The sequence below is a fragment of the Pedobacter sp. SAFR-022 genome (genome assembly GCF_051965375.1).
GTDB lineage: Bacteria > Bacteroidota > Bacteroidia > Sphingobacteriales > Sphingobacteriaceae > Pedobacter.
Genome location: NZ_JBQCME010000005.1, coordinates 150,064 through 174,496, shown reverse-complemented (window position 1 = coordinate 174,496; position 24,433 = coordinate 150,064). Strand labels below are relative to the sequence as shown.

The 24,433-nt window shown below is 46.4% G+C and carries 19 protein-coding genes; 12 read left to right on the top strand and 7 right to left on the bottom strand.

Going from position 1 to position 24,433, the window contains the following annotated elements; translation table 11 throughout:
* Positions 1 to 110 precede the first annotated feature (110 nt).
* Together ACTHQF_RS13410 and ACTHQF_RS13405 are read left to right on the top strand one after the other, a co-directional pair.
* The gene (locus ACTHQF_RS13410; protein ID WP_440430809.1) at positions 111 to 581 is read left to right on the top strand and encodes a DUF6702 family protein; all 471 of its coding nucleotides are present in this window, start codon (positions 111 to 113) and stop codon (positions 579 to 581) included.
* A gap of 77 nt (positions 582 to 658) precedes the next feature.
* Positions 659 to 1,900, top strand: a complete 1,242-nt coding sequence (locus ACTHQF_RS13405; protein WP_440430807.1) for an anhydro-N-acetylmuramic acid kinase — start codon at positions 659 to 661, stop codon at positions 1,898 to 1,900.
* Here ACTHQF_RS13405 and ACTHQF_RS13400 read toward each other — a convergent pair.
* Together ACTHQF_RS13400 and ACTHQF_RS13395 are read right to left on the bottom strand one after the other, a co-directional pair.
* Positions 1,897 to 3,672, bottom strand: a complete 1,776-nt coding sequence (locus ACTHQF_RS13400; protein ID WP_440430805.1) for an aminopeptidase P family protein — start codon at positions 3,670 to 3,672, stop codon at positions 1,897 to 1,899. The genes ACTHQF_RS13405 and ACTHQF_RS13400 overlap by 4 nt on opposite strands.
* An 85-nt stretch (positions 3,673 to 3,757) precedes the next feature.
* Positions 3,758 to 5,227, bottom strand: coding sequence for a DNA/RNA non-specific endonuclease (locus tag ACTHQF_RS13395; RefSeq protein WP_440430803.1), 1,470 nt, complete (start codon positions 5,225 to 5,227; stop codon positions 3,758 to 3,760).
* Between the two features lie 61 nt (positions 5,228 to 5,288).
* Between ACTHQF_RS13395 and ACTHQF_RS13390 the strand changes: the two genes are divergently transcribed.
* Together ACTHQF_RS13390 and ACTHQF_RS13385 are read left to right on the top strand one after the other, a co-directional pair.
* A complete protein-coding gene (locus tag ACTHQF_RS13390) occupies positions 5,289 to 6,830 on the top strand; it encodes an FAD-dependent oxidoreductase (protein ID WP_440430801.1) in 1,542 nt (513 codons plus the stop codon).
* A 26-nt stretch (positions 6,831 to 6,856) separates the two neighbouring features.
* On the top strand, positions 6,857 to 8,014 hold the full coding sequence (locus ACTHQF_RS13385; protein ID WP_440430799.1) for a zinc-dependent alcohol dehydrogenase: 1,158 nt from the start codon (positions 6,857 to 6,859) through the stop codon (positions 8,012 to 8,014).
* A gap of 104 nt (positions 8,015 to 8,118) precedes the next feature.
* Here the strand turns inward: ACTHQF_RS13385 and ACTHQF_RS13380 are convergent, their stop codons facing one another.
* Positions 8,119 to 8,907, bottom strand: a complete 789-nt coding sequence (locus tag ACTHQF_RS13380) for an SDR family NAD(P)-dependent oxidoreductase (protein WP_440430797.1) — start codon at positions 8,905 to 8,907, stop codon at positions 8,119 to 8,121.
* 116 nt (positions 8,908 to 9,023) lie between these two features.
* On the opposite strand from ACTHQF_RS13380, the gene ACTHQF_RS13375 reads away from it, so the two are divergent.
* Both ACTHQF_RS13375 and glgX read left to right on the top strand, forming a co-directional pair.
* Positions 9,024 to 9,917, top strand: coding sequence for an SDR family oxidoreductase (locus tag ACTHQF_RS13375; RefSeq protein WP_440430795.1), 894 nt, complete (start codon positions 9,024 to 9,026; stop codon positions 9,915 to 9,917).
* Positions 9,917 to 12,046: a glycogen debranching protein GlgX gene (glgX, locus tag ACTHQF_RS13370; RefSeq protein ID WP_440430793.1), complete on the top strand. Its 2,130-nt coding sequence runs from the start codon at positions 9,917 to 9,919 to the stop codon at positions 12,044 to 12,046. Before ACTHQF_RS13375 ends, glgX begins: the two co-directional genes overlap by 1 nt.
* Before the next feature lie 139 nt (positions 12,047 to 12,185).
* On the opposite strand, the gene ACTHQF_RS13365 is transcribed toward glgX, so the two are convergent.
* From ACTHQF_RS13365 to ACTHQF_RS13355, 3 genes are all read right to left on the bottom strand, one after another.
* Positions 12,186 to 12,677, bottom strand: a complete 492-nt coding sequence (locus tag ACTHQF_RS13365; protein WP_440430791.1) for a hypothetical protein — start codon at positions 12,675 to 12,677, stop codon at positions 12,186 to 12,188.
* 11 nt (positions 12,678 to 12,688) lie between these two features.
* On the bottom strand, positions 12,689 to 13,843 hold the full coding sequence (locus ACTHQF_RS13360) for a zinc-dependent alcohol dehydrogenase (protein WP_440430789.1): 1,155 nt from the start codon (positions 13,841 to 13,843) through the stop codon (positions 12,689 to 12,691).
* A gap of 146 nt (positions 13,844 to 13,989) precedes the next feature.
* A complete protein-coding gene (locus tag ACTHQF_RS13355; RefSeq protein WP_440430787.1) occupies positions 13,990 to 15,375 on the bottom strand; it encodes a PAS domain S-box protein in 1,386 nt (461 codons plus the stop codon).
* A gap of 71 nt (positions 15,376 to 15,446) precedes the next feature.
* Here ACTHQF_RS13355 and gmd point away from each other — a divergent pair, with 71 nt between their 5' ends.
* The 4 genes from gmd (at position 15,447) to ACTHQF_RS13335 (ending at position 19,839) form a co-directional block, all read left to right on the top strand.
* On the top strand, positions 15,447 to 16,583 hold the full coding sequence (gene gmd / locus ACTHQF_RS13350; RefSeq protein WP_440430785.1) for a GDP-mannose 4,6-dehydratase: 1,137 nt from the start codon (positions 15,447 to 15,449) through the stop codon (positions 16,581 to 16,583).
* A 53-nt stretch (positions 16,584 to 16,636) separates the two neighbouring features.
* Positions 16,637 to 17,761, top strand: coding sequence for a UDP-galactopyranose mutase (gene glf / locus ACTHQF_RS13345; protein ID WP_440430783.1), 1,125 nt, complete (start codon positions 16,637 to 16,639; stop codon positions 17,759 to 17,761).
* A gap of 122 nt (positions 17,762 to 17,883) precedes the next feature.
* Complete coding sequence (locus tag ACTHQF_RS13340) at positions 17,884 to 19,035, top strand: MraY family glycosyltransferase (protein ID WP_440430781.1); 1,152 nt, start codon at positions 17,884 to 17,886, stop codon at positions 19,033 to 19,035.
* Between the two features lie 75 nt (positions 19,036 to 19,110).
* Positions 19,111 to 19,839: a tyrosine-protein phosphatase gene (locus ACTHQF_RS13335; protein WP_440430779.1), complete on the top strand. Its 729-nt coding sequence runs from the start codon at positions 19,111 to 19,113 to the stop codon at positions 19,837 to 19,839.
* A 22-nt stretch (positions 19,840 to 19,861) separates the two neighbouring features.
* On the opposite strand, the gene ACTHQF_RS13330 is transcribed toward ACTHQF_RS13335, so the two are convergent.
* Positions 19,862 to 20,785, bottom strand: a complete 924-nt coding sequence (locus ACTHQF_RS13330) for a glycosyltransferase family 2 protein (RefSeq protein ID WP_440430777.1) — start codon at positions 20,783 to 20,785, stop codon at positions 19,862 to 19,864.
* Between the two features lie 347 nt (positions 20,786 to 21,132).
* Here ACTHQF_RS13330 and ACTHQF_RS13325 point away from each other — a divergent pair, with 347 nt between their 5' ends.
* Positions 21,133 to 21,939, top strand: a complete 807-nt coding sequence (locus ACTHQF_RS13325) for a polysaccharide biosynthesis/export family protein (protein WP_440430775.1) — start codon at positions 21,133 to 21,135, stop codon at positions 21,937 to 21,939.
* Between the two features lie 133 nt (positions 21,940 to 22,072).
* Positions 22,073 to 24,427, top strand: a complete 2,355-nt coding sequence (locus ACTHQF_RS13320; protein WP_440430773.1) for a GumC family protein — start codon at positions 22,073 to 22,075, stop codon at positions 24,425 to 24,427.
* Positions 24,428 to 24,433 lie beyond the last annotated feature (6 nt).

The following is a 24,433-nucleotide window of genomic DNA, read 5'->3' as shown; positions in this document are numbered from 1 at the left end:
TTATGGAATGTTTAAATTTAAAGTGTTTTTTTGTAAACCGAAAAAAGATTCCAATTATGCAAAAGAGAATGCCCCGACTGCTATTAATTTGTTACCTAATCCTGGGGTTCTTGGTACCGGTAAACCTTAGTGCTGAAAGTTTCCACCCTTTTCATGTAAGTTCTACAGATATCAACTATAATCCTAAAACGAATACACTTGAAGTTAGCTGCAGGATCTTTACCGACGACTTTGAGCTTGCGCTGGCTAAGGCATACCATACGAAGACCGACCTGTCATCCGATGCCCGCCATAAAGCGATGGATGTGCTGGTGAAAAAATATGTACTTTCCAATATCGGCTTTAGGACGCCCGCGAAAACCCTGGATTTGACTTATCTCGGCTTTGAAAAGGATAACGAGGCAACGATCGTTTACCTGGAATCTGAGCCGGTGCAAGGCTTGAAAAAAATTGAAACAACCAATAGTGTGCTGTACGACCAGTTTGATGATCAATCAAACATCATGCATTTCAGCGGTTATGGGAAACGCAAGAGCAGTAAACTTGACTATCCCGACCGGAAAATTGTAGTTGAGCTTTAATCGGGCGAACTGCAATCGAGGAACGCAATCAAGCACAACATAAAACGGAGCCATACTCGGTTGGAATTAAACAGAAAATGCATAAAGATCTTTCCAGACTTCTTAAAATTGCTAGCGCGCCATCAAGGCTGATTATCGGACTGATGTCGGGTACCTCTTTAGATGGGCTGGATATCGCCTTGTGTAAATTTCATGGCAGTGGCCCCGGCACAAAGGTGGAACTGCTGCAATTCAAAACGGTTAGCTACCCGGAGGAGGTTAAATCAAGGCTAAAGCCAATCAGTTCTAAGCCGGTGGTGGAGCTTCAAGCTGTAACACTGTTAAACGACTGGCTGGGCTGTTATTTTGCAGATCTCATCAATGCGGCATTAGCAGAATGGAACATCAGTCCGAGGCAAGTGGATTTGATTGCGAGCCATGGACAAACCATTTTCCATGCCCCGTTTTTTCAACATCAGTTGACGCCTTATGGCGATGCAACGCTGCAGATTGGTGATGGCGACCATATTGCGGTGAAAACAGGTATCATCACCCTGAGTGACTTCCGCCAGAAGCACATTGCTGCAGGGGGAGCGGGAGCGCCACTAGCGCTGTATGGAGACTATCTGCTATTTTCAGATGCTGAAGAACACCGGGTGTTGCTGAACATCGGCGGCATTGCGAATTTCACCTGGCTACCTGCATTGCAGCAAAAGCAAAATGAAGGTCTGTTACCGAAGGTTTTTTCCACCGACACCGGTTCCGGAAATACGCTGATGGATCAATATGTTCAAAAGCACTTCCCTGGAAAGCAGTATGATGAGGATGCTAAGATCGCGTTAAGCGGGCAAGTACATGTAGATCTTCTGACACGTCTTTTGGAGCTGCCATTCTTCAAACTCGAATTTCCTAAAACTACCGGCCCCGAAGTATTCAGCTTAAGTCATCTGGAGCAAGTCATTGATGAAGTTGAAAGCCAGGAGCAGCGTGTAGTTGCGGCTGAAGGCGCTCAGGCCCCGATCTCCGCGGCAGATGTACTAGCAACCTTAGCCCAATTTAGTGCAATCGGGATTGTCCGTGCGCTTAAGGCAACGATTCCTGCCGGAATAGCCTATAAGGTTTATGTAAGTGGCGGTGGCATGCACAATCCTTTGCTGATTCAGCATCTGGAAGCACAACTCGGGAAAAAGCTGGAAAGTACGGCATTACTGGATTTGAATCCGGATGCGAAGGAAGCTGTGTTGTTTGCACTGCTTGCAAACGAATGCATCAGCGGGCCGGAGATCAATATTGAAGGCCAGCCCGCCGTTGCAATGGGTAAAATCAGTCTACCAGGTTAAATGGCCTGTGTTTCTGCTTTTAGCCATTCAGCTTCTTCAGCAGTTAGGTGTGGACTGAGTCTATCGAAAACAAGCGCATTGTAAGCATTTAACCAGTCGAGCTGATGCTGTTCCATCAGTTCTCTCTGTACGATCGATGTATTGATCGGAGCGATGGTGAGGCATTCGAAAGCATACCACACATTGAATTCATTCTGATCTGCTACAACTGTATTTACCAGATTTTCAATGCGGATACCATGTTTTCCAGGGCGATAAACGCCAGGCTCTACGGAAGTGATCATGCCAGGCTCTAAAGCTACCGGGGTAGGTGTTGGGTTAAACACCTGCGGACCTTCATGTACGTTCAGGAAATAACCTACGCCATGGCCAGTTCCATGCCCGTAGTTGATCGCATGGTCCCAAAGCGGCCTGCGGGTAATTGCGTCGATCTGATAGCCACAGGTGCCTTGCGGAAAGCGTACCTTACAACCATCAATCATGCCTTTTAAAACCAGTGTATAGTCGCGTTTTTCCTCGTCAGTTGTGGGGCCCATTGGAATGGTCCGGGTAATGTCTGTGGTGCCATAGAAATACTGGCCGCCTGAGTCAACGAGGAACAAGCCCTGAGCTTTAACCTCTACATCGCTTTCCGCAGATGCGGAGTAGTGTGGCAGGGCACCGTGCGCAGCATAAGCACTGATGGTGTTAAAGCTGTCGCCGACAAAACCATCTTGTTCTGCGCGGTATTTTCTCAATTGGGCGGCAGCAGAAAGCTCCGTGATGGTGGTCTTACCGATCTGCTCAGCTAACCACTTCAGGAAACGGGTAATTGCAACACCGTCCTTGGTCATCGCAATGCGTGTGTTCTCCAGTTCTGTATCGTTCTTAACCGCTTTCAGATTTGTGGAGGGGTTGGTGTCCTTTATGATCCTGACCGATTTAGGGATCAACTTCAGGTATGCATAGCAGTTTCTTTTTGGGTCGATAAGAATGGAGCTGTTTTCAGGTAGTTTAGCCAGTGCAGATTCGATTTCTGCGTAAGGGCAAACTTCCACACCATTTTTTAGCAAGGCGAGCTTTTCTTCTTCGGTAAGTTTATGCTCATCCATGTATAACTTGGCATGATCCTGACTGATCAATGCGAAACTCAGGACCACCGGATTATAGCTGACATCCTTACCGCGGATGTTAAACAGCCAGGCTAGATCATCCAGTGAGGAGATCAGATGATAGTCTGCATCACTTGCAGCAAGCACCGCCCGAACCGCAGTAATTTTTGAGCCTACAGATTGTCCGATATGCTGCTCATCAATCAGGAATGCGGCTTCTGAAGGAAGTGCGGGACGATCGTTCCAGATCGGGCTCAGGTAGTCACGGTCAACTAAAGTAATACCTTTTAACCCAAGTTTATCACTGATCAGTTCACCCAATCCTACTGATACCAGTTTCTCATCAGCAGCAACCTTAGCACCCTTAGCTAGTTTATCTGCAAGCCACTGTATATATTCGGGGGCATGCTGTACTTTTTGTTTCACCAGCTCAAATCCGCTCCCTGCAAGTTGTTCTGTTGCCTGTTCAAAGTATCGGAAGTCGGTCCAAAGTCCGGCAAAGTCATGTGTAATCACCAATGTGCCCGCCGAGCCTCTGAAGCCGGAGACAAAAGGAATACACTTGTAATATTTAGGTAGGTATTCTGAGATATGAGGATCTGCGGAAGGAATGATATAAGCTTCGACCTGATCTGCTTTCATTTGATTGCGGATCTCGCTTAGTTTTTCTTGATATGTCATATTAATCGATCTTAATATTTTTGAATGAAGCAAATTTAATAAAAATGGGCTCTAATCATAATTTGATGCCCAAGCGACGATACCTTCAGTAACCGCTATCTTTCCGCTGTTCCAGAATGGTCTGCAGGCGCTCGGGCAGTGCAGAAAGCAGGTCGTACCCGGTGGCTGCTTCTATGTCATTCACGGTTACCAGGTACTTGCGCCAGTCGGCATCTACAGCGTTCACGTTGGCGGTACTGATGGCGATCACCCTGGTGCTGGCGTTTACACGGGAAAGGTCCCGGTTGCCCTTAGATAATACCACGGCGACCTTCCACAAATTGGCTGGCACGGCGATGTTACCATTGGCGATTGTCTTTGCCGGCCCTTTGCTGCCAATACCACCAGTACCGTAGTTACCCATGATGATGTAGATTTCGTTGCCAAGATCGACCAGGCTTCGCAGGTAAGCCTCAAAATTCGCCCAGGTGCGCTGGTTGTTCTTTGGCGCCTGTGGTACCATATTCGTCATCAGGAAGGTCGCGCTGTTTGCGGCAGGGGAGCTGCTCCGGTCTGCAGAAGGACAATTATGCCCTCTGTCGAAACCCGAACCGGTATAACTGCTGCTGGTGGCCATGTAGAAGTCCGGGGGAAGATCGCTGAAGCCTGCAAAGTTGTCCATGCGTTCAGCAACCTTCGTCGTGCTGCTTGCGTCCAGGTGCCAGCTCACCCAATTGGGGATGGCCCTACTTCGGCTGTACGATTGCGTGTAATATTTAAGATCGAGGAAATAGTTTTCTGGTGTGGTGGAGGAGGCTTTCGATGGATTCCCGAACAGCATATTGCTGTCATCACCCTTCTCCGGCTGTATATCATCATCGTAAATTAGTCCCCTGGCCTTGCCTGAAAAGCTGCTTGTGTTTGTTTGGAAGCCAAGGCCTTGCTGCTGACCGGCACCTGATGGGATAAGTGAATCGCTGGTTACAGTAATTTGCCTGCTGGCTTGGGCTATTTTGACGAAGATGATGTCATCGATGTTGATCCGCGCAGCGGCATTGGACCCAGTATTTTCAATCCGAATCCGCATTTTATAAAACGGTTTTAAGCTGAAGGTGTCCGTCACCAGTGCCCGGTTTTTCTCCTGGATGGAATTTCCGACCTGACTGTAGTGTTTACCGCCATCGAGCGATACCATTAGCTTCCATGTTGATGTGGGATCCTGGCCATAAAGGCCATGGGATATGTAGATCTGATGGATGTTTTCCAGGTCGAAGTTCATGCCGATGCTACCTGTTTTCATGCGAATGCTGCGCAGACCGTTCTTCAGGTCTGCAGCAGAACTTCCAATCAAGGCATTATTCAGATTCCAGCTGCCAGTATTTAAATCCAGATCTGCATTACTATAGCTGCATTTTATTCCCGATTCAAAATCTTCACCGATAAGATCAGCCATTTTGTTCGATGCTGCAGGCTTTAAGACTTCCGTCTTGCTGACAGGCGTATTGTTTGTAGCTTGAAATCCGGTGGTAATTGCAAGCGCAATTCCGCTATAAAAGAATAAGTTTCTGATAAACACCTTGCAAAAGTAAACAATTCCCGAGGCCAGGGCGTTTCCTTTTAAACCTCCAATTATACTTATGAATAACTCGAACCTCCATCCAAGGGATAGTAAAACAGTAAGTCTATGGCAACAGCAGCCAGGTCTGGACCAGCAGCAAGATGTTGTCTATTCAGGAACGATATATGATGTCGTGATTGTTGGTGCCGGCATTGCCGGGCTTACTACGGCATTGCTGCTGCAGGAGCAGGGTAAAAACTGCATTATCCTGGAAGGCCATAATATAGGTTTTGGTACCACGGGTGCAACAACTGCGCACTTGAATACCTTTCTGGATACCTCCTACGATCAGGTGGCTCAGGATTTTGGTGAAGATGGTGCCAGAACCCTGGCAAATGCAACCAAGGAATCGATTTCCCTTATTCAGGAGCTTGTCGAAAGGTACCAGATCGATTGTGATTTTACGTTTAAAGACGGCATCATCTATTCAGAAACCGAAGCGGAGACAAAGTCCCTGCTCAGCTTGCTTGAAGCATCGCGGAAAGCAGGGGTTGAGGCCGTTGAAATCCGCGACAATGGTATTCCGGTACCATTTGAATTTGCTGTGGTGTTCAACGATCAGGCTGAATTTCACCCGATGAAGTACTGCATGGGATTGGCGGCAGCCTTTCAAAAACTCGGTGGCACCATCGTGGAAAATGCCTTTGTTCGTAAAACAACAACCTCGGATGCCCTTCAGGTCGCTCATACCGACCGTTTTGAAATCAAAGGACACAATTTGGTATACACTACTCATATGCCGCCAGGATTAACGGTGTTTGATGTGGAGTGCTTCCCATACCGCAGTTATGTGCTGGGTATTAAACTTACAAATGGCGATTATCCGAAGAACATGGCCTATGACATGAAGGATCCATACCATTACATCCGTACCCACACGATTGATGGGCAACCCTATTTAATTTTAGGTGGTGAAGACCACAAAACCGGTCATGATGATCCTGAGGCTGCTTTTCAGGCCCTAGAGGAATATGCCAGGAAATACTGGTATGTCGACAGCATCGATTATCGCTGGTCGGCACAGTATTACGTTCCTGCTGACGGACTGCCTTTCATTGGTAAAATGCCTGGTTTTGATGATCATACCTTCGTGGCTACCGGTTTTAGCGGCAATGGTATGATCCTGGGTACCATCACCGGCAAGGTACTTCGTGATGCTATTCTTGGAAAAGAAGACGAATATCAGAAGCTGTTCAGTCCATCCAGGATAAAACCCGTTGCCGGCTTCAAGGACTTCGTTGCAGAAAATGCTGACGTGGCCTATCACTTTGTTGCCGACCGGCTGGGCACTGAGGACATGGAAAGCTTTGCTGAGCTGGCACCAGACAGCGGTGAAGTGGTCGAATATAAAGGTCAGAAGATTGCGGTGTATAAAGATCCTCAGGGGCAGATCACAGCTTTAAGTCCAACGTGTACCCACGCGGGCTGTATCGTAAAGTTTAATCCTGTGGAAAAAAGCTGGGATTGTCCGTGTCATGGAGGCCGCTATGATCTGAAAGGGCAGGTGATCACCGGACCGCCAGTATTGAATCTGAAACAAATCAACAATCCTGGCGAATAGCCAGCAACCTACCATATACCTACACTATGAAAGCAGCAGTATTTCACAAACCTGGCGATATCAGTTATGATACCGTTCTCGATCCCCGTATAGAAGAAGGTGGCGATGTCATCCTCCGGGTTACGTCAACCGCAATCTGTGGCTCAGATCTGCATATCCTCAGCGGCGCCGTGCCACAACCTACCGACATGATCATGGGTCATGAATTCATGGGCGTGGTGGAAGAAGTGGGGCCCGCAGTTAAAAACTTAAAGAAAGGCGACCGGGTGATCGTTCCCTTTCCGATCGCCTGCGGATCCTGTTTTTTCTGTAGTCATGGCGCATCTCCGCATTGCGAAAACTCCAACTACAAACATTATGGACCAAATGGCGATATGGCAGACCAGAAAGGTGCTGCCTTGTTCGGCTACACGGACCTCTATGGGGGTTACTCCGGCGGACAGGCTGAATATGTTCGTGTGCCTTACGCAGATATCAGCCCACGCAAGATCCCTGATAACCTCACGGATGAACAGGCTTTGTTCCTGACGGATATCTTCCCGACCGGCTGGTCTGCGATTGACTGGGCACAGCTTAAAGGCGGTGAAGTGGTGGCCATCTTCGGTTCAGGACCTGTTGGACTGATGGCGCAGAAGGCCGCCTGGATCAATGGGGCAAGCCGTGTAATTGCAATAGATCCGCTGGACTATCGCCTGGAACGTGCCAAAGCTGTGAACAAGGTTGACACGCTAAACCCGCACAAAGTAGATGTTATAGAGGCTATTCGCGAAATGACTGGTGGCCGCGGTGCGGATGTTTGTGTCGACGCAGTAGGCTTTGAGCCGGAACGTAATGTACTGGATAAACTAAAATCGACCATAAACTTCCAGAAAGGCAGTATTAAAGTAATGGAAGCATGCTTTAAAGCTGTTCGCAGAAGTGGAACAGTCTCCATTGTGGGTGTGTATGGAAGCCCTTACGATGCTTTCCCGGTTCACCGGATGTTTGATAAAGGCATCACCATCAAGCAGGGACAGGCACCTGTGCTGAACTACATTGATCACCTGATCGAGCTGGTGAAAGAGGAGAAGGTAGTGCTTGATGACATCATCAGTCATAACCTGCCTTTGAGTGAGGTCGCACATGCGTATAAGATATTCGATGAAAAAGAGGACGACTGTATAAAGGTGATTTTAAAGCCTTAAACAAAAACACTAGTTACTTTCATTATTCAACTAAAAAGCCGCTTGACAGATGTGTTAAGCGGCTTTGAACTAGTGGTTCCGGTCTTAGCTGTGTTGTTGTTAAACTATTTTTCTTCAAACTGCTTTCTGGCCATCGCAGCTTGCGCCTCGTCGGTCATTACATTACCCATGGTCACCATTGCTTTTGCAGACAGGCCATAGATCAATCGATGCTCACCCTTCATTAGCGCTTCGTACCCCGCCTTTGCCACATCAGCAGGGCTGTCCTTTTTACCTTGGTTGGCTACCGTATCTTCTGCGTTGGCGTTGATAAAGAACCCGGTATCCGTCGCATCCGGTGCGAGCAGGGTCATGGTTACATTTGTATCTTTTATTTCATTGATGAGTGCTTCGGTAAAGGAGCGAACAAATGCCTTCGAAGCTGCGTAAACCGACATCAAAGGGTTAGGACTAAAACTTGCCACAGAACCCAGCTGCAGAATCCTTCCTTCATTGCGAGCCACCATCTCTTTAAGGTAATAATGTGTAAGACTAACCAGACTCACGACATTGGTATGGACCACTTCCAGGTTCTTTTTCAGATCTGTTTCAATGAAAGGACCTGCTTCACCAATACCCGCATTATTCACCAGGACGTCGATCTGTAGCCCCAATGCCTTTACTTCCTGGTAAAGCTCATCTGCTGCGCCGTCGCGGCTAAGGTCTTTTTCTAAATAGTGAAAGGTCCCTTGTGGATATAGCATGGCAAATTCTTCTTCAATGCTGCCATGGCGCTCTGGTGTACGTGCCACCATGATGATGTTGTAGTTGTCTTTCGCGAAAAGTTTGGCCAGTTCATAGCCAATACCTTTTGTAGCACCTGTGATCAGTGCGGTTTTATTACTGTTTTCCATAGTTCAAGGTTTAGCAGATTAACAGGAGAGAAATCAGTAAGTTTTAAATAATCTTTCAAACATTGCAAATGCTGCTTTGTTAAAAATGGACCTAAGTATCAACCTAAATCATACCCATGGAAAACTACAACATAAACGTAAATCCAAGCGACAAATACCCGAAACCACCCTTCCCCAAACAGGAGCAATCTGTACCCGGACAGGAAAAGCTGATGCAGCCCCTGGCGGACCACGGCGAGGAATCCTACAAAGGGAGCGGCCGGCTAAAGGGCAAAAAGGCCATAATCACTGGAGGTGACTCCGGTATCGGTAAGGCCGTAGCCATCGCCTTTGCACGTGAAGGTGCAGATGTACTGATCAGCTATCTCGATGAATCTGAAGATGAGGATGCAGAGCATACTGCTGAACTGGTGCGTGCGGCAGGACAGAAGGCTGTTCTGGTAAGAGGCGACATCCGCGAGGAGGCACACTGCATGAGTATTGTGAAGCATGCGATACAGGAATTTGGAAAAATTGATATTCTGGTTAACAATGCCGCCTACCAGATGGCACAGCAATCATTGCAGAACATTCCTTCAGAACAATGGCGCCGGACCTTTGATACCAATATTACGGCGATGTTTTACCTGTGCAAAGCGGCCGAACCATACATGAAGCCGGGCAGCAACATCATCAATACAACGTCAATCAATGCCTACAATCCAAATGCCTCATTGCTGGACTATGCGGCGACAAAAGGGGCTATCCAGAACTTTACCGCTAACCTGAGTCAAATGCTACTGGAAGCTGGTAAAGGCATCCGTGTAAATGCTGTGGCACCAGGACCCATATGGACGCCACTTATTCCTTCGACCATGCCAGAACCGGAAAAATTTGGAGAGAACACGCCGATGGGAAGACCCGGGCAGCCGGTAGAAGTGGCTTATGCCTATGTTTTCCTTGCTGCAGATGAGGCAAGTTATATTTCGGGTGCAACAATTCCAGTAACAGGAGGTAGAATATCAATATAATGGGAAAAGGAATCATATATCCAGGTCAGCCGTATCCATTAGGCGCCACCTGGGACGGAGAGGGGGTAAATTTTGCGCTGTTTTCCGAAAATGCCAGAGCGGTTGAAATATGTTTGTTTGATCATGAGGACGATGCTGAGGAATCATACCGGATGTTTCTGCCGGAACATTCCCACCAGGTTTGGCACGGTTACGTGCCGGATATCAAACCTGGGCAGCTTTATGGCTTCCGTGTACATGGGCCTTATGAACCGGAGAATGGCCACCGTTTTAACCCGAACAAACTGCTTATAGATCCTTATGCCAAGGCCATCTCTGGCGTCATCAACTGGCACCATTCACTTTTTGGTTACGACTTCAACGCCGAACATGCGGATCTTAGTTTTAGTGAGGAGAATGGTGCTGCGTATATTCCAAAGGCTGTTGTGATTGATCCGACCTATGATTGGGAAGGCGATAAGCTACCGAGAACGAGTTACCACAATTCGATCATTTATGAACTGCATGTGAAAGGCTTTACGATGCGGCATCCGGACATCCCGGAAGAAATTCGTGGAACTTATGCGGCACTGGGGCACCCGGTTACGATTAAGTACCTGAAAGATCTAGGGATTACGGCGGTGGAACTGATGCCTGTACACCAGTTTGTAAACGATCATCACCTACAGGAAAAAGGCCTAAGTAATTTCTGGGGCTATAACACCATTGGCTTTTTTGCACCCGACGTGCGTTATGGATCCAATCCATACCGTGGCGCTCATGTGCAGGAGTTCAAAGATATGGTGAAAGCGCTGCATAAGGCTGGTATTGAGGTCATCCTTGACGTGGTGTATAACCATACGGCAGAAGGAAATGAGTTGGGGCCGACCCTATCCTTCAAGGGCATTGATAATGCAACCTATTACCGCCTGGTTGAAGATAATAAACGCTATTACATGGATTATACCGGCACCGGCAATACCTTGAACGCGAACTTGCCTGCGGTGTTGAAGCTGATGATGGATAGCTTACGCTACTGGGTGCTCGATATGCATGTGGATGGCTTCCGTTTTGACCTGGCACCTACCCTTGCGCGAGAGTTGCATGAAGTAGACCGTCTAAGTGCATTTTTTGATATTATCCATCAGGATCCGGTGATCTCACAGGTGAAACTCATTGCAGAGCCTTGGGATATCGGCGAAGGGGGCTATCAGGTTGGTAACTTTCCTCCGGGATGGGCAGAATGGAACGGTAAGTACCGCGACTGTATCAGGGATTACTGGCGCGGAGCGGACAGCATGCTGGGAGAATTTGCGCAACGTTTTACCGGTAGCCCGGATCTTTACCAGGATGATAACCGGCGCCCCACAGCCAGCATCAACTTTCTTACCGCCCACGACGGTTTTACGCTGCATGACCTGGTCTCCTACAATGAAAAACATAATGAGGCAAATGGTGAGAACAACCAGGATGGAGAAGACCATAACCGTTCCTGGAACTGTGGTGTTGAAGGGCCAACAGATGACCAAGAGGTTATAGAGCTGCGGAATAAGCAGAAAAGAAACTTCCTTGCCACCTTGTTTCTGTCACAGGGCGTACCGATGCTGGTTGCTGGAGATGAGCTCGGCAAGACCCAACATGGGAATAACAACGCCTATTGCCAGGATAATGAAATTTCTTGGATCGACTGGGAGAATGCTGATGCGGAACTATTGAACTATACCAGAAAGCTGATAGATATAACCAAGAGCCATCCATCTTTCCGTAGGCGCAGGTGGTTTCAAGGACAGCCCATTAAAGGTTCAGGCGTTAGTGACATCGCCTGGTTTCTTCCAGAAGGTGGCCTGATGGAAGAACATAATTGGAATGAGGATTTTGCGAAATCCTTAGGCGTATTCCTGAATGGTATGGGCCTGCACAGTGTAGGTCTCAAGGGCGAAAAAGTGATTGACTATAGTTTTTACGTGATTTTCAATGCTTATCACGATAATCTGGACTTCCATCTTCCAGGACCCGAGTACGCAGATCAATGGATCCAAGTCCTGAACACTGCTGCCGGCTGGAAAGAGTCAGAAGAAGTCTACGGTGCTTCATCGGTGATTACTGTTGGCGGCCGATCGATCATTCTGCTGCGAACAAAAGATAAGTAGGCAGTCTAAGCCGATGATCCTATAAAAAACGCCGCTGTGTTTACACAACGGCGTTTTTTATAGGATCATATTTTTTGCAAAATGCTCCTAAACTCCATGAAGCACACAAGAAAGCTGTATTTGATTGGAGCACAGTTTTCTAGTGTTTTTTGCTCTTGCCTTTCAATAGCGCATAGGCGATCGAAGTTACCGCCAGCGTTACCAGTACTTTCTTCGCCAAACCTTTCGGATTGTGCTTCAGTTCCGCTTTCATGCCTTTTTCGGCAAAGATATTTGGGATATGACCGCGTTTAAGGTCATCCACAATTCCTTCAACCACATTGACGCGGTCGGCTAGTAGTAATGGCAGCCAATGCATGTACTCATTTTCACTGAATTGAAAAGCATACCGGCGAATGGCGCCACTCAAACCTGAGGGTGGTGTGGAAGTACCGAAAACAGCTGTGATATTTGGCCGTTCGTTGGAGTGCAGGACCTCAATATTCACGGGCTGCAATGGCGGGCGCTCCCAATTGATGCGTTTGTGATCGTCGCCCGTATATTTTTTCATCGGATAGGTGGGTTCATTTTCAGGATCCGCATCTATGCCCCAACCTTTGATGTGTGTATAATCATTACTTAAATTTTCCATAATCGTTATGTTTATCTCCTTGCAGATGGTGGAATAAGAACTGTTTTAATACAATTATCCAGTTTTGAAGAAAAGATGTGATAAGCGTCCGCAACCTCTTCAAGCGGCACCCGGTGTGTGATCATTGCTTTAGGATCAAGGCGTCCAGCCTGAACGTGGTCGATAAGTCTCGGCAATAATCTTTTAACGGATGCCTGGTTTGCGCGGATGGTGATACCTTTGTTCACCACGTTGCCGATCGGCACCAGGTTGTCTGTAGGACCGTAAACCCCAACAATAGATACAATACCACCTTTTTTAACAGCATTGATGGCCCAGTGCAGTGCTGTGGCAGAACCCGCCTGCAGCAGTAATTTTTTTCCGGTAATGGTTTGCAGCGCATTCCCAGATGCATCAGCACCTACCGCATCAATGCAGACATCTGCGCCAAGCCAGTCTGTAGTTTTCTTAACGAATAGTACGGGGTCTTCAATGGAACGGAAGTTATAGGCTTCGCAGTTGGCGTATTCCTTTACAAACTCCAAACGATATTCAACATGGTCAAAGACAATGACACGTGCTGCACCGAACAGCCAGGCACATTTCGCAGCCATGATACCTACGGGACCTGCACCAAATACAACAACCGTATCGCCGGCTTTAATGCCGCCCATCTCGGCAGCCTGATAGCCGGTAGGTACCACGTCTGTTAGCAATACTGCATCATCATGATCCATGCCTGGAGGGATTACCGTTGGACCAACATCTGCGTATGGTACACGTACAAACTCTGCTTGTCCACCGTCGTAACCGCCGGCAGTATGTGAATAGCCGAAAATGCCCCCTACAGCTGTCGCCTGTGGATTGGACTCATGGCAGTTGCCGTAAAGTTCCTGTTTACAAAATGCACAGGTTCCGCAGGCTATGTTAAATGGCACGATCACACTATCGCCCACTTTCAGTTTTTGCACCGATGGCCCAATTTCCTCCACAACACCAATAAATTCATGCCCGAAGGTCATTCCCACTCGGGTATCCGGCACAAGTCCATGATAAAGGTGTAGATCCGAACCACAGATACATGAACGGGTTACCCGCACAATGGCATCATTTGGATGAAGGATTTCCGGCATTGGTTTTTGGTCTGCACGAACGCGGCGCGGACCGCGGTAATTCATTGCTAACATAAAGTTCCTCCTTGTTTTTTAGGTAAATGTTACAATGGAACATTTAAACAAGTGCAGTTGTTCAGATTATTGCGAATAATCTTTATGGGCGCAATGGTAAATACCTGATAATTAGCTGGTATGGCTGCGGGTTGCCGGCGTTAAGGTTATTCCGTTTTTTTGATGATGGCTTTGATGGCCTCGTCCAATTCTGATGCCGATGCGGAGAGATAGTTGATCACCTCTTGTTGCTTCGGACTAAAAACTTCTCCTTTCAGTAATTCGGAAAGTGCCATGATACGCGCCAGCGGAGCACGTACATGATGAGACTGTGCCCAGGCAATTTCCTTGAGTTGTTTGTTTTGTTGTTCAATGCGGTGTAAGCGTTCCCGCTCGGCAGTGATGTCACGCAGGGTATCCACAGACCGGATGGCACGGCCCTGCTCATCTCTAAGAAATATACCACGATGCTGTACCAGAATGGCTTCCCGTCGGGCATTTAAGAAACGGTACTCGCTATAATAAATATCACGTGTAGGGTCATTAATCATGTCTTTTACCTCCAGAAGCACGCGATCACGGTCGTCGGGATGGATATTGTCTGACCATAGGTTATTATTATATTCTGTTAAATCATAACCAAATATTTCGGAGAAACCACTGCCCCAAACAACCGCATCATTCACGATATCCCAGTCACAAATAGCCTCATCGGCAGCTTTAAGTACCAGTTTATAACGTTCGTTACTGAGCCTGAGCTCTTCATTTGTCCGTATGGATGCGGTAACATCCATGGAGTTGGCAACAATGCCCTGAACTGCGGGATCATCTCTCAGATCAGTCAGTGTAGTCTTTATCCAGCGCCAGTTGCCATGTCCGTCACGGAAGCGGAAGGGGTCTAGCGAGACACGCTTAAGTTGTGGCAGCATTACCGTACTTTCCCGAACTTTTCGCCTATCCTCCGGATGAACGAAATCGTATGCATTGCTGGTCAGGAAGGTTTCCGTAGCAATATGCAGAATAGAGGTGCAGCTTTCACTTGCAAAAGTGTAGTTCAGCGAATCATCTACCACGGCTATCATGTCCGAACCATCCTGTACCAGCGCTTTCCATCGCGCTTCGCTTTTTAGTAGCTCCAGTTTGGACCGCTCCATCTCACGCTTGGATTGGATGATGGCTGTAATATCATTCACCAGCACAAGTCGCGCCTCCCTGCCGTTAAAAGTATATGCGTTACTTTGAATCTGAACATCGATGATGTCGCCGTTCTTCTTACGATGACGGTAGATTTTTCTAGGAGCTCTCGGAACATGACTTCGCACCAACGAAATAGCGTCATCCAATACAGCGATATCCTCGGGCGGTCGAACATCCCGCAACGTCATCGTTAAAAATTCCGCTCTGCAATAGCCGTAATGTGCTATAGCGGCTTCATTTACATCAAGAAACCTGAGGGTCGCAACATCATAGACCCAGCTCGGCTGTGGGCTGACCTCGAAAAGATCATGGTAATGATGGCTGGATTGCTGTTCGTCAGGATTTCCCGGGATCATATATTGCTTGATGTATATTAAGGCAAAGTAACAATTTTTGGGTTTATTTGTGCCTGTTAACCCTGATGAACATGAAAACGGCACTAATTACAGGCATTACCGGGCAGGATGGCGCATACCTAGCAGAATTTTTGCTCAACAAAGGATATTTCGTTCATGGCCTTAAAAGAAGGTCCTCTTTGTTTAACACCGATCGTATTGACCACTTGTATCAGGATCAACACGAACAGCATGTAAACCTGAAGCTGCATTTCGGTGATCTGACAGATTCTACGAACCTCATCCGGATCATTCAGGAGACCCAACCCGACGAGATTTACAATCTTGCCGCCATGAGCCATGTGCAGGTGAGTTTTGAAATGCCGGAATATACGGCCAATGCTGATGGTATTGGTACCCTGCGTTTGCTGGAAGCCATCCGAATTTTGGGTATGGAGCACAAGACACGGATCTACCAGGCTTCGACTTCGGAGCTTTATGGACTGGTGCAGGCGGTGCCGCAAAGTGAAAATACCCCATTTTACCCACGCTCTCCCTACGCGGTAGCGAAGATGTACGCGTACTGGATCACCGTGAATTACCGGGAGGCTTATGGCATGTTCGCCTGTAATGGCATCTTGTTTAATCATGAAAGTCCGCTGCGCGGGGAGACCTTCGTGACCCGCAAGATCACGCGTGCAACAGCGAAAATCGCGCTTGGCCTGCAACGTTGCTTATATCTTGGGAACCTTTCTGCACAGCGCGACTGGGGCCATGCAAAGGATTACATTGAAGCCATGTGGCTCATCCTGCAGCAGGAGCAACCCGAAGATTTTGTGATCGCCACCGGTATTACGACCACCGTTCGGGATTTCGTACGAATGTCTTTCGCGGAACTTGGAATTGAAATCGAGTTCAGTGGCAAGGATCAATATGAACGCGGTGTAATCATTGATGTGGACCAGAATATGGTGGTGCAGCTTGGACTTAATCCGGTGAATCTGCATCCGGGTCAGGAAGTTGTACGTGTAGATCCTAAATACTTCAGACCCACGGAGGTTGATCTGCTGTTAGGCGACCCGACAAAGTCGAAAACCCAACTTGGCTGGAGGCCAAAATACGATTTGCCTGCGCTCGTCAGAGAGATGATTCTTGCGGACCTTACCCTTATGAAGAAGGATGAACACCTGAAAAGTGGCGGGTTTAATACGCTAAATTACTTTGAATAGCCTTTAATAAAACATTTTGGTCGATTTAGCTCTTTTTTCTAGAAAAGTAAAATATGGAAAAAGAATACGACTATTTAATTGTTGGTTCCGGCCTTTATGGAGCCATATTCGCACATGAAGCAACAAAACGTGGTAAAAAATGCCTTGTAATTGATAAGCGGGAGCATATCGGTGGAAATATATATACCAAACCGGTGGAAGGCATCAATGTACACACCTATGGCGCTCATATCTTCCATACCAGCAACAAAAGAATATGGGATTATGTAAATTCCTTCGTTGAATTTAACCGGTACACCAACTCGCCCGTGGCAAACTACAATGGTGAGCTCTTCAGCCTGCCATTCAATATGAATACTTTCTATCAACTCTGGAAAGTGAAAACCCCTCAGGAAGCGAAAGCCAAACTCGAGGAACAGATCGGCGATGCCTACGTTGAAAACCCGCAGAATCTGGAAGAACAGGCCATGTCGCTGGTTGGGAAGGACATCTACTTTAAGCTCATTAAATCCTACACTGAAAAACAATGGGGCAGAAAGGCAACGGAATTGCCTGCATTCATCATCAAGAGGTTACCCGTTCGCTTTACTTTCGATAACAACTACTTCAATGATACTTACCAGGGCATTCCAAATGGTGGTTATACAAGTATCATCGAGAAAATGCTGGAGGGCATTGAAGTACGGACAGGAGTGGATTACTTCAAAGACCGTGAAGCCCTGAATGATATCGCGGAGACTGTCGTTTACACCGGTATGATCGACGAATTTTACGATTACCGGTTTGGTACATTGGAATACCGGAGCCTGCGTTTCGAACATGAAACACTGGATACCGACAACTACCAGGGAAATGCTGTGGTGAACTATACGGATGCCGAAACACCTTTTACCAGGATTATTGAACACAAGCACTTTGAGTTCGGTACTCAGGAAAAAACAGTGATTACACGCGAATATCCCTCCGAGTGGAAGAAAGGTGATGAGCCCTACTATCCCGTAAATGATGCACGCAACGAAGAGATGTTTAAAAAGTACAAAGAACTATCGCGATCGGAAACAAATGTGATCTTCGGTGGACGTTTGGCAGATTATAAATACTACGATATGCACCACGTTGTGGGCATTGCACTGAAAAAGGTGGCCGAGGTGTTTAAAGAGGAGGAGCTTATTATGTAATAAGTTGTGCTTCAATTCTATAGACAAGGCATAAAATTAAGATAACGACAATCTAAGTTCATTGGATTACTTGCCAATTGGCTTAATTGTTGCGTTTTTACAGGTTCGAAAACATAAATAAGATGCAGTCTATTCTGGTATTCTTCACAAGCTTGTTTTTTGTGGTATTTGCAGTACCACAGATCATTGACATCGCTTTCAAAAAGCACTTGTTTGATGATCCTGTAGAAAGCCGGAAAGTTCACAAGAACGTGATACCAAATTTCGGAGGCATAGCACTCTTTTTCGCCGTGCTTTTCACCTGTACTTTATTTATTCCTCCGGCTATGGTCCCGGAGGCTAACACCATTATCGCTGCGGGTTTAATCCTGTTCCTGACTGGGCTGAAGGATGACATTCTGGTGCTTGGGCCATTGGTCAAGTTTATGGCTCAGCTGTTAAGTGCGCTGGTGCTCATCGTTGCCGGTGGCTTCCGGATCGATAACCTGCAGGGTATCCTCGGTATTTACGAAATCCCACAGGCGGTGAGTCTGGTATTAAGTCTATTGTTCATTGTTGGCGTCGTAAATGCATTTAATTTAATTGATGGCATTGATGGTCTGGCCGGAACACTGGCCAGCATCGCCATGTTTATGTTCGCTTTTCTGTTTTATGAAACTGCGGAACCGGGCTGGAGCTGGCTGGCCCTGTCGGTAGCCGGGGCATTGCTGGGCTTCCTCTATTATAATTTTACGCCGGCAAAAATCTTTATGGGTGATTCGGGATCGCTGTTTATCGGCCTGCTTGCGGCAGTGTTCAGCATCAAGTTCATGAACAGCACACAGGTGCTTCATGCCGGTCAGGCTGGTTTTGCAATCACCGCCAAGGTTTCACTGCTTGCTGCCATCCTGGTTGTCCCTGTATTCGATACGCTTCGTGTATTTACACTGCGGATCATGAAAGGCACTTCACCTTTCAGTGCAGATAACAATCATCTGCACCATAGATTACTATCACTGCGTTTGAATCATATCCAGGCTACTGCTATTCTTTCCGGATTCAATTTGCTGCTGATCATCATGGCTTGCAGTTTTCAGCAACTGGGAGATAACCTGATACTCACCATCCTGATTATTATTACTTTGATTGGTAATGAAGTGCTTTCCTTTCTGAGCGGACGCTACCGGAAAATACTTGCAAGAAATATGCAAGCCAAAGATCCGGTGTTCGGCGTGTATCAAGAGCCCGGCAGTCACAACGGGCAAGAACTCCTTCAGAAAATCTCTGAAATCTAGTCCATTAGCAGCAGCCATTGCAGGTATACGCTCAAATGTATTAGATTTGCAGTGCATAAAGCTTAAATGACATAGATGTTCTCCTTTTTTAAAAGAAAACCGGTTGTAGATCATATTGAATGGCTTGGCGTAGACATTCACGCTCACCTGCTGCCTGGTATAGACGATGGATCCCCAGATGTGGCCACTTCGATAAAACTGATCAAAGGACTTCAGGAACTGGGTTTTTACAAGTTTATCTGTACACCTCATATCTTTACCGAACTATATCCAAATACCCGAGCCACAATTACCGGCGCCTTAGATAACCTGAAAGCAGGTCTTGCTGTGGATGGCTTAACCGTTGACATCTCTGCTGCGGCTGAGCATATGGTTGATGAGACCTTTGTTGTGGGGCCTGATCTGATGGCTTTTCCAGGAAAGTATATCCTGATCGAGATGTCATACCTTTCTGAAAACCCAAACATTGAACAGGTGATCTTCGACCTCCAGTTACAGGGTTATTACGTGATTCTTGCACATCCAGAGCGTTATACTTTTTACCACAACAACTATCCCCGCTTTAACCGTCTGAAAGATATGGGCGTGTTGTTCCAGCTTAACCTGCTCTCCTTATCAGGCTACTATGGAAAGGGTGTAAAGCAGGCCGCAGAATACCTGTTATCTAACCGGATATATGATGTTACCGCGACCGATCTTCATCACGAACGACACCTGAAGGTGCTCGATCAGATGGTGAAAAGCGGCAAGTTGTACCAGCTTGTGGGCAATTATGACTTTAAGAATAAACAGCTGTTTGGCTAAAGGCCTTGTGCTTCCCGGATGTTTAGCGCATCAGTTTATACTTGATCAAGAGCTTTTTCAGATCCATTTTACGCATGAAATACCAGCCATGTAATCTTTTCCAGATAGAAATATCAAGTTTTAACTTGCCAAGGATTTCCGTAACGTCCTCCGGTGTTGTACGATAGTTAAGCATCAGGGTTTCAAAGATGAACTTGCTGACATGTGCCGAACGCTCCTCCGTTAAAAGGTTGTTTTCAGCCAGATACTTCTTAATGCGGAAGCGAAGGTCAATTCTGGAATCCAGGATCTTTCTGCCCTTAACACGGTCTTCGGTGCGTGATACGGATTCCACAGAACCGAAATGTATGATGGTCAGGTCGCGGTTGTCAAATGCTACCTTCGGATTTAACTGCAACATCCTGAACATCATGTCGTATTCCTGAGAAGCAACCAGTTTCTCATCCCAACCTTCTACTTGTAATAGCAGTGCTCTTTTGAAGAGGTTGGAACTGGTGATCCCCATATTAGAGAGAATAAGCGCAGACCATACATCATCCAAATACAAGCCCCGCGGTACCACAAAGTGTTTCCTGTCGCGCGTACCGATACGCGTATAAGGACTCGTAACGATGCTTGCGCCTTCCTTTTCTGCCAGGGCAATCTGTCCGGCAAGTTTCTCCGGCAAAATTTCATCATCAGCATCCAAAAACTGCACCCATTCGCCCTTTGCTTCCTGCAGTCCCTTATTCCGGGCAGCTGGGGCACCCTTTTTTGTTTCATTAAATACACGAACCTTCTCTGGATATTTCGCTTGAAAAGCGTCCAGCACGGCCTGGGTACCGTCCGTAGAATTATTGTTCACCAGGATGATCTCCCAATCTTTATAGGTCTGTTTTAACACACTATCGAGTGCCCGCCCAACGAAAGTTTCACTATTGTAACAAGGTATAATGATTGAAATCATGTGTGTTCTTATAAATTGTTTAAAAAAATCGCCCAAAATGGTCGTAAATACGCCCGTTTGGAGGTATTTACCACTAAAATCAGGCCCTTTCCAGTACGCTGAGGCCTTTTATTCAGGTGCTCAGCAAAAATAGATTAATTAGGACAGTTTACTTTATACACTATTTCTCATAAAATTCACGTTCCATTTCCCATAAGGTATCCTTCGCCCTGTTTGGCAGTAAAAACAGGGTTTTATGGATTATCTTTGGATTAATTCTTGATATAAGGCGCATGTCCAGCCAAGGCTGCTTACATTATTAACTATAAGTCTACGTTTTTAGAATATTCTTAAAAAACACATTAAATATGGCATTTCATTTAAAGCGCAAATTAATTGTAAAAACATTATGTATCAGTACATTGTTTTTTATCTCTTCCTGTATCAGCCGGAAAAACGTTACCTATCTTGAAAATGTTTCCGGTGCTAACCGTTCGGTGTTGGAGCAGGTAGCAACTTTCACTGAACCTGTTATTCAAGCGGATGATATTCTTGCAGTAAGTATTAATACGATCGATCCGGGCAGTGCGGCGGTTGTTAATCAGGCAGGAACCACCATTTCTGTAGCTTCATCTTCGGGTTCAAACAACGGAAGAGAACAGGTTAGCGGATATCTCGTGGATAAAAACGGGGAGATCGAACTTTCCCTGATCGGTAAAGTAAAGGTTGCAGGTCTAACAACTTTTCAGGCTAAAGAACTGATCCGTGATAAAGCCAGCCGCGATCTGAAAAACCCGAATGTTACGGTACGCTTTGCAAACTTTAAGGTGTCTGTGCTGGGCGAAGTTAACCGCCCCACGGTTTACAGTGTGCCAAATGAAAAAGTGTCGATTCTGGATGTGCTAAGTTTAGCAGGCGATCTAACCATTTTTGGTAGAAGAGATAACATCATGGTGATCCGCGATGTGAATGGCAAAAAGGAATTTGCAAGACTAAACCTGAACTCTACCGACATCTTTAAAAGCCCATATTATTTCCTTAAACAGAATGACGTGGTTTATGTAGAGCCCAACAAGGCTAAAGTATTGCAGTTGAACAACTCGACAAGAACAACCGCAGCTTTAGTTATCAGCGCTTTGTCTACGATTATACTAATTTATACCAGGCTGGATTAATTGTCGATCTAGTAAGTTAGCGCTTTTCACAGCACAGGTTAAGCTCTTGACAAAACTAGATTAACATTCTATTATCATTGCACCCCCTTCTTTATAAGGGTTATTAAAATAAATAAATACACTTAACTTTAATATGAGTTCAAAAAAAAATACCCAGGTCATGACAGAGTTCGAGGATGACTTTAGGTTGGAAAATCTTTTACGTAAGTTTTGGTCCAAGTGGTACTGGTTTCTGATCTCCATCCTGGTATGTTTTGGAATTGCCTATTACATCGCACAAACACAAACACCGATGTATTTAATCACTGCGAAAGTACAGATCAACGACCCCCAAAGGGGAGGTACAACTGCAGAAACGCAGCTGCTGGGTGAACTCGGATCTATGGCAAGTGCAACTGTTGCCAATGAATCAGAGATCCTACAAACACGCTACCTGATGGAAACTGTTGCAAGAGACCTGAAGTTAAATGTGACTTACTTCGAAAAAGGCAAACTTCGTGACCGCGAGCTTTATACCGCGCCGTTTGTGCTGGATATTGTTGAGCCAATAGATACCATCCGCAGCAGATCTCTTGAAGTGCAATTTACTGGTGCTGATAAGATCAATATCAAATCTGATGTGCTGGATACTACGGTGAACTACAATAAGCCGTTTAAGCTAAATGGTGTCGGAACAGTACAGTTCCTTAAGGCTGAATCCAGGCCATCAACCCAGACGAAATACCTGGTTGGCATAACTTCCATTGATAAAATTACGGAGTCATTACGTGCAGGGTTGATCGTACTTCCAGGTACAACGGCATCGGTCATCAACATGACCATGAACCATCCCGTGCCTAAACGTGGAGAGGACATCATGAACCGCCTCCTGAAAAACTACGTTGAAACAAATGTCAACGACCGTAACCGCCTTGCCGATAGCGCATATGCCTTCATCCAGGCACGTTTACGTTATCTTGGTGGAGAGTTGGGTAGTCTGGAATCAAACATTCAGGGCTTCAGACAGAAGAACAAGATTACCGAGATGTCTAAACAGTCGAGCGAATTGATCAGCAACAGTTCTCAATATGTGAACGAACTGGCAAGGGTTGAAACGCAGTTAAGTGTTCTGGCGAGTCTGGAAGATTACATGCGTAAAAATGCAAAAGGCTCGAGTATCGTCCCAAGTTCATTGGTGGTGTCTGATCCGCTATTTCAGAACCTGGTTGAAAAACACAATGCATTAATCCTGGAACGCGACAGACGTTTAATGAGCGTAACTGAAACCAACCCGATCATTGTAAACCTGAACCAGCAGATCGCCAGCACAAACAGCGACATGCTTGCGAGTTTGAACAGCAGCAAAAATACGCTGAACATTACCCGGAACCGTTTAATGGCCCAACTCCGCAATGTTGAAGGACAGGTGCAGGATGTTCCAAGAAATGAGCGTAACTACCTTGACCTTGCCAGACAACAAAAGATCAAAGAAGAGCTTTTCATCTTCCTGATGCAAAAGGGCGAAGAAACTGCAATCTCGAAGACTTATAACACACCCAACTCAACCAATATTGATCCACCAAAGTCGGGTACCTCACCAATCAGCCCGAACAAAATGCTGTATTATGCGGCAGGTATCTTATTGGGGCTCATCATTCCAGCCGGATCAATTTATGGTCAATACCTGCTGAATTCTAAAATCGATACCAAGGCCGACATCAATAAACGTACTTCAGTGCCGGTGATTGCAGAAATTGGCCACAGCTCGGATGTGAAGAACCTCATCATCGGCAACATGACCCGCTCCGCTATTGCTGAGCAGTTCCGTGCCCTGCGAACCAATCTTAGCTTTTACCTCAGCAAGCCCTCAGGTAACTTGATTTTGGTTACTTCAGGCACCTCCGGTGAGGGTAAATCCTTCGCCTCCATCAACCTTGGAAACGTGCTTGCACTATCCGGTAAAAAGGTCCTGCTGATGGAGCTTGACCTTCGCAAACCGACCTTGTCTTCCAAATTCGGGATCGATAACCTATTTGGCTTTACAAACTATGTGAACGATGCAAAGATCGGCATTAAAGAGATCATCAGACCATTAGCCGTACATGAAAATATGTTCCTCATCAGCTCGGGAGATATTCCAACCAACCCGGCAGAGATGCTGCTTAGCAACAGAGCGGGTGAACTTATTGAACAGCTGCGGACAATGTTTGATTACATCATCGTGGATGCACCTCCAGTTGGGGTGGTAACTGATGCGCAGCTATTGGGCGACTATGCCGACTTCTGTCTGTACGTAGTAAGACATGCTTATACAGAAAAGTCACAGCTGGAAATTGTTGAAGATCTTAATGCTAACAACCGGATGAAGCAATTGGGCATCATGGTCAACGATATTAAAATTGGTAACGGAAACGGTTATGGCTATGGCTACGGATACAACTACGGCAGTTACGGCCATGATGTACCTGGTGTAGGAAGGAAATTTAAATCTTGGTTCAAAAAATCTTAATTCAAT

Excerpts from the sequence above, each read along its gene's own strand:
- ACTHQF_RS13325 (WP_440430775.1), top strand. The coding sequence starts at position 21,133 with ATGGCATTTCATTTAAAGCGCAAATTAATTGTAAAAACATTATGTATC.
- ACTHQF_RS13335 (WP_440430779.1), top strand. The coding sequence starts at position 19,111 with ATGTTCTCCTTTTTTAAAAGAAAACCGGTTGTAGATCATATTGAATGG.
- ACTHQF_RS13365 (WP_440430791.1), bottom strand. The coding sequence starts at position 12,677 with ATGGAAAATTTAAGTAATGATTATACACACATCAAAGGTTGGGGCATA.
- ACTHQF_RS13375 (WP_440430795.1), top strand. The coding sequence starts at position 9,024 with ATGGAAAACTACAACATAAACGTAAATCCAAGCGACAAATACCCGAAA.
- ACTHQF_RS13385 (WP_440430799.1), top strand. The coding sequence starts at position 6,857 with ATGAAAGCAGCAGTATTTCACAAACCTGGCGATATCAGTTATGATACC.
- ACTHQF_RS13390 (WP_440430801.1), top strand. The coding sequence starts at position 5,289 with ATGAATAACTCGAACCTCCATCCAAGGGATAGTAAAACAGTAAGTCTA.
- gmd (WP_440430785.1), top strand. The coding sequence starts at position 15,447 with ATGAAAACGGCACTAATTACAGGCATTACCGGGCAGGATGGCGCATAC.
- ACTHQF_RS13320 (WP_440430773.1), top strand. The coding sequence starts at position 22,073 with ATGAGTTCAAAAAAAAATACCCAGGTCATGACAGAGTTCGAGGATGAC.
- ACTHQF_RS13405 (WP_440430807.1), top strand. The coding sequence starts at position 659 with ATGCATAAAGATCTTTCCAGACTTCTTAAAATTGCTAGCGCGCCATCA.
- ACTHQF_RS13340 (WP_440430781.1), top strand. The coding sequence starts at position 17,884 with ATGCAGTCTATTCTGGTATTCTTCACAAGCTTGTTTTTTGTGGTATTT.
- ACTHQF_RS13380 (WP_440430797.1), bottom strand. The coding sequence starts at position 8,907 with ATGGAAAACAGTAATAAAACCGCACTGATCACAGGTGCTACAAAAGGT.
- ACTHQF_RS13330 (WP_440430777.1), bottom strand. The coding sequence starts at position 20,785 with ATGATTTCAATCATTATACCTTGTTACAATAGTGAAACTTTCGTTGGG.
- glf (WP_440430783.1), top strand. The coding sequence starts at position 16,637 with ATGGAAAAAGAATACGACTATTTAATTGTTGGTTCCGGCCTTTATGGA.
- ACTHQF_RS13400 (WP_440430805.1), bottom strand. The coding sequence starts at position 3,672 with ATGACATATCAAGAAAAACTAAGCGAGATCCGCAATCAAATGAAAGCA.
- ACTHQF_RS13360 (WP_440430789.1), bottom strand. The coding sequence starts at position 13,843 with ATGTTAGCAATGAATTACCGCGGTCCGCGCCGCGTTCGTGCAGACCAA.
- glgX (WP_440430793.1), top strand. The coding sequence starts at position 9,917 with ATGGGAAAAGGAATCATATATCCAGGTCAGCCGTATCCATTAGGCGCC.
- ACTHQF_RS13355 (WP_440430787.1), bottom strand. The coding sequence starts at position 15,375 with ATGATCCCGGGAAATCCTGACGAACAGCAATCCAGCCATCATTACCAT.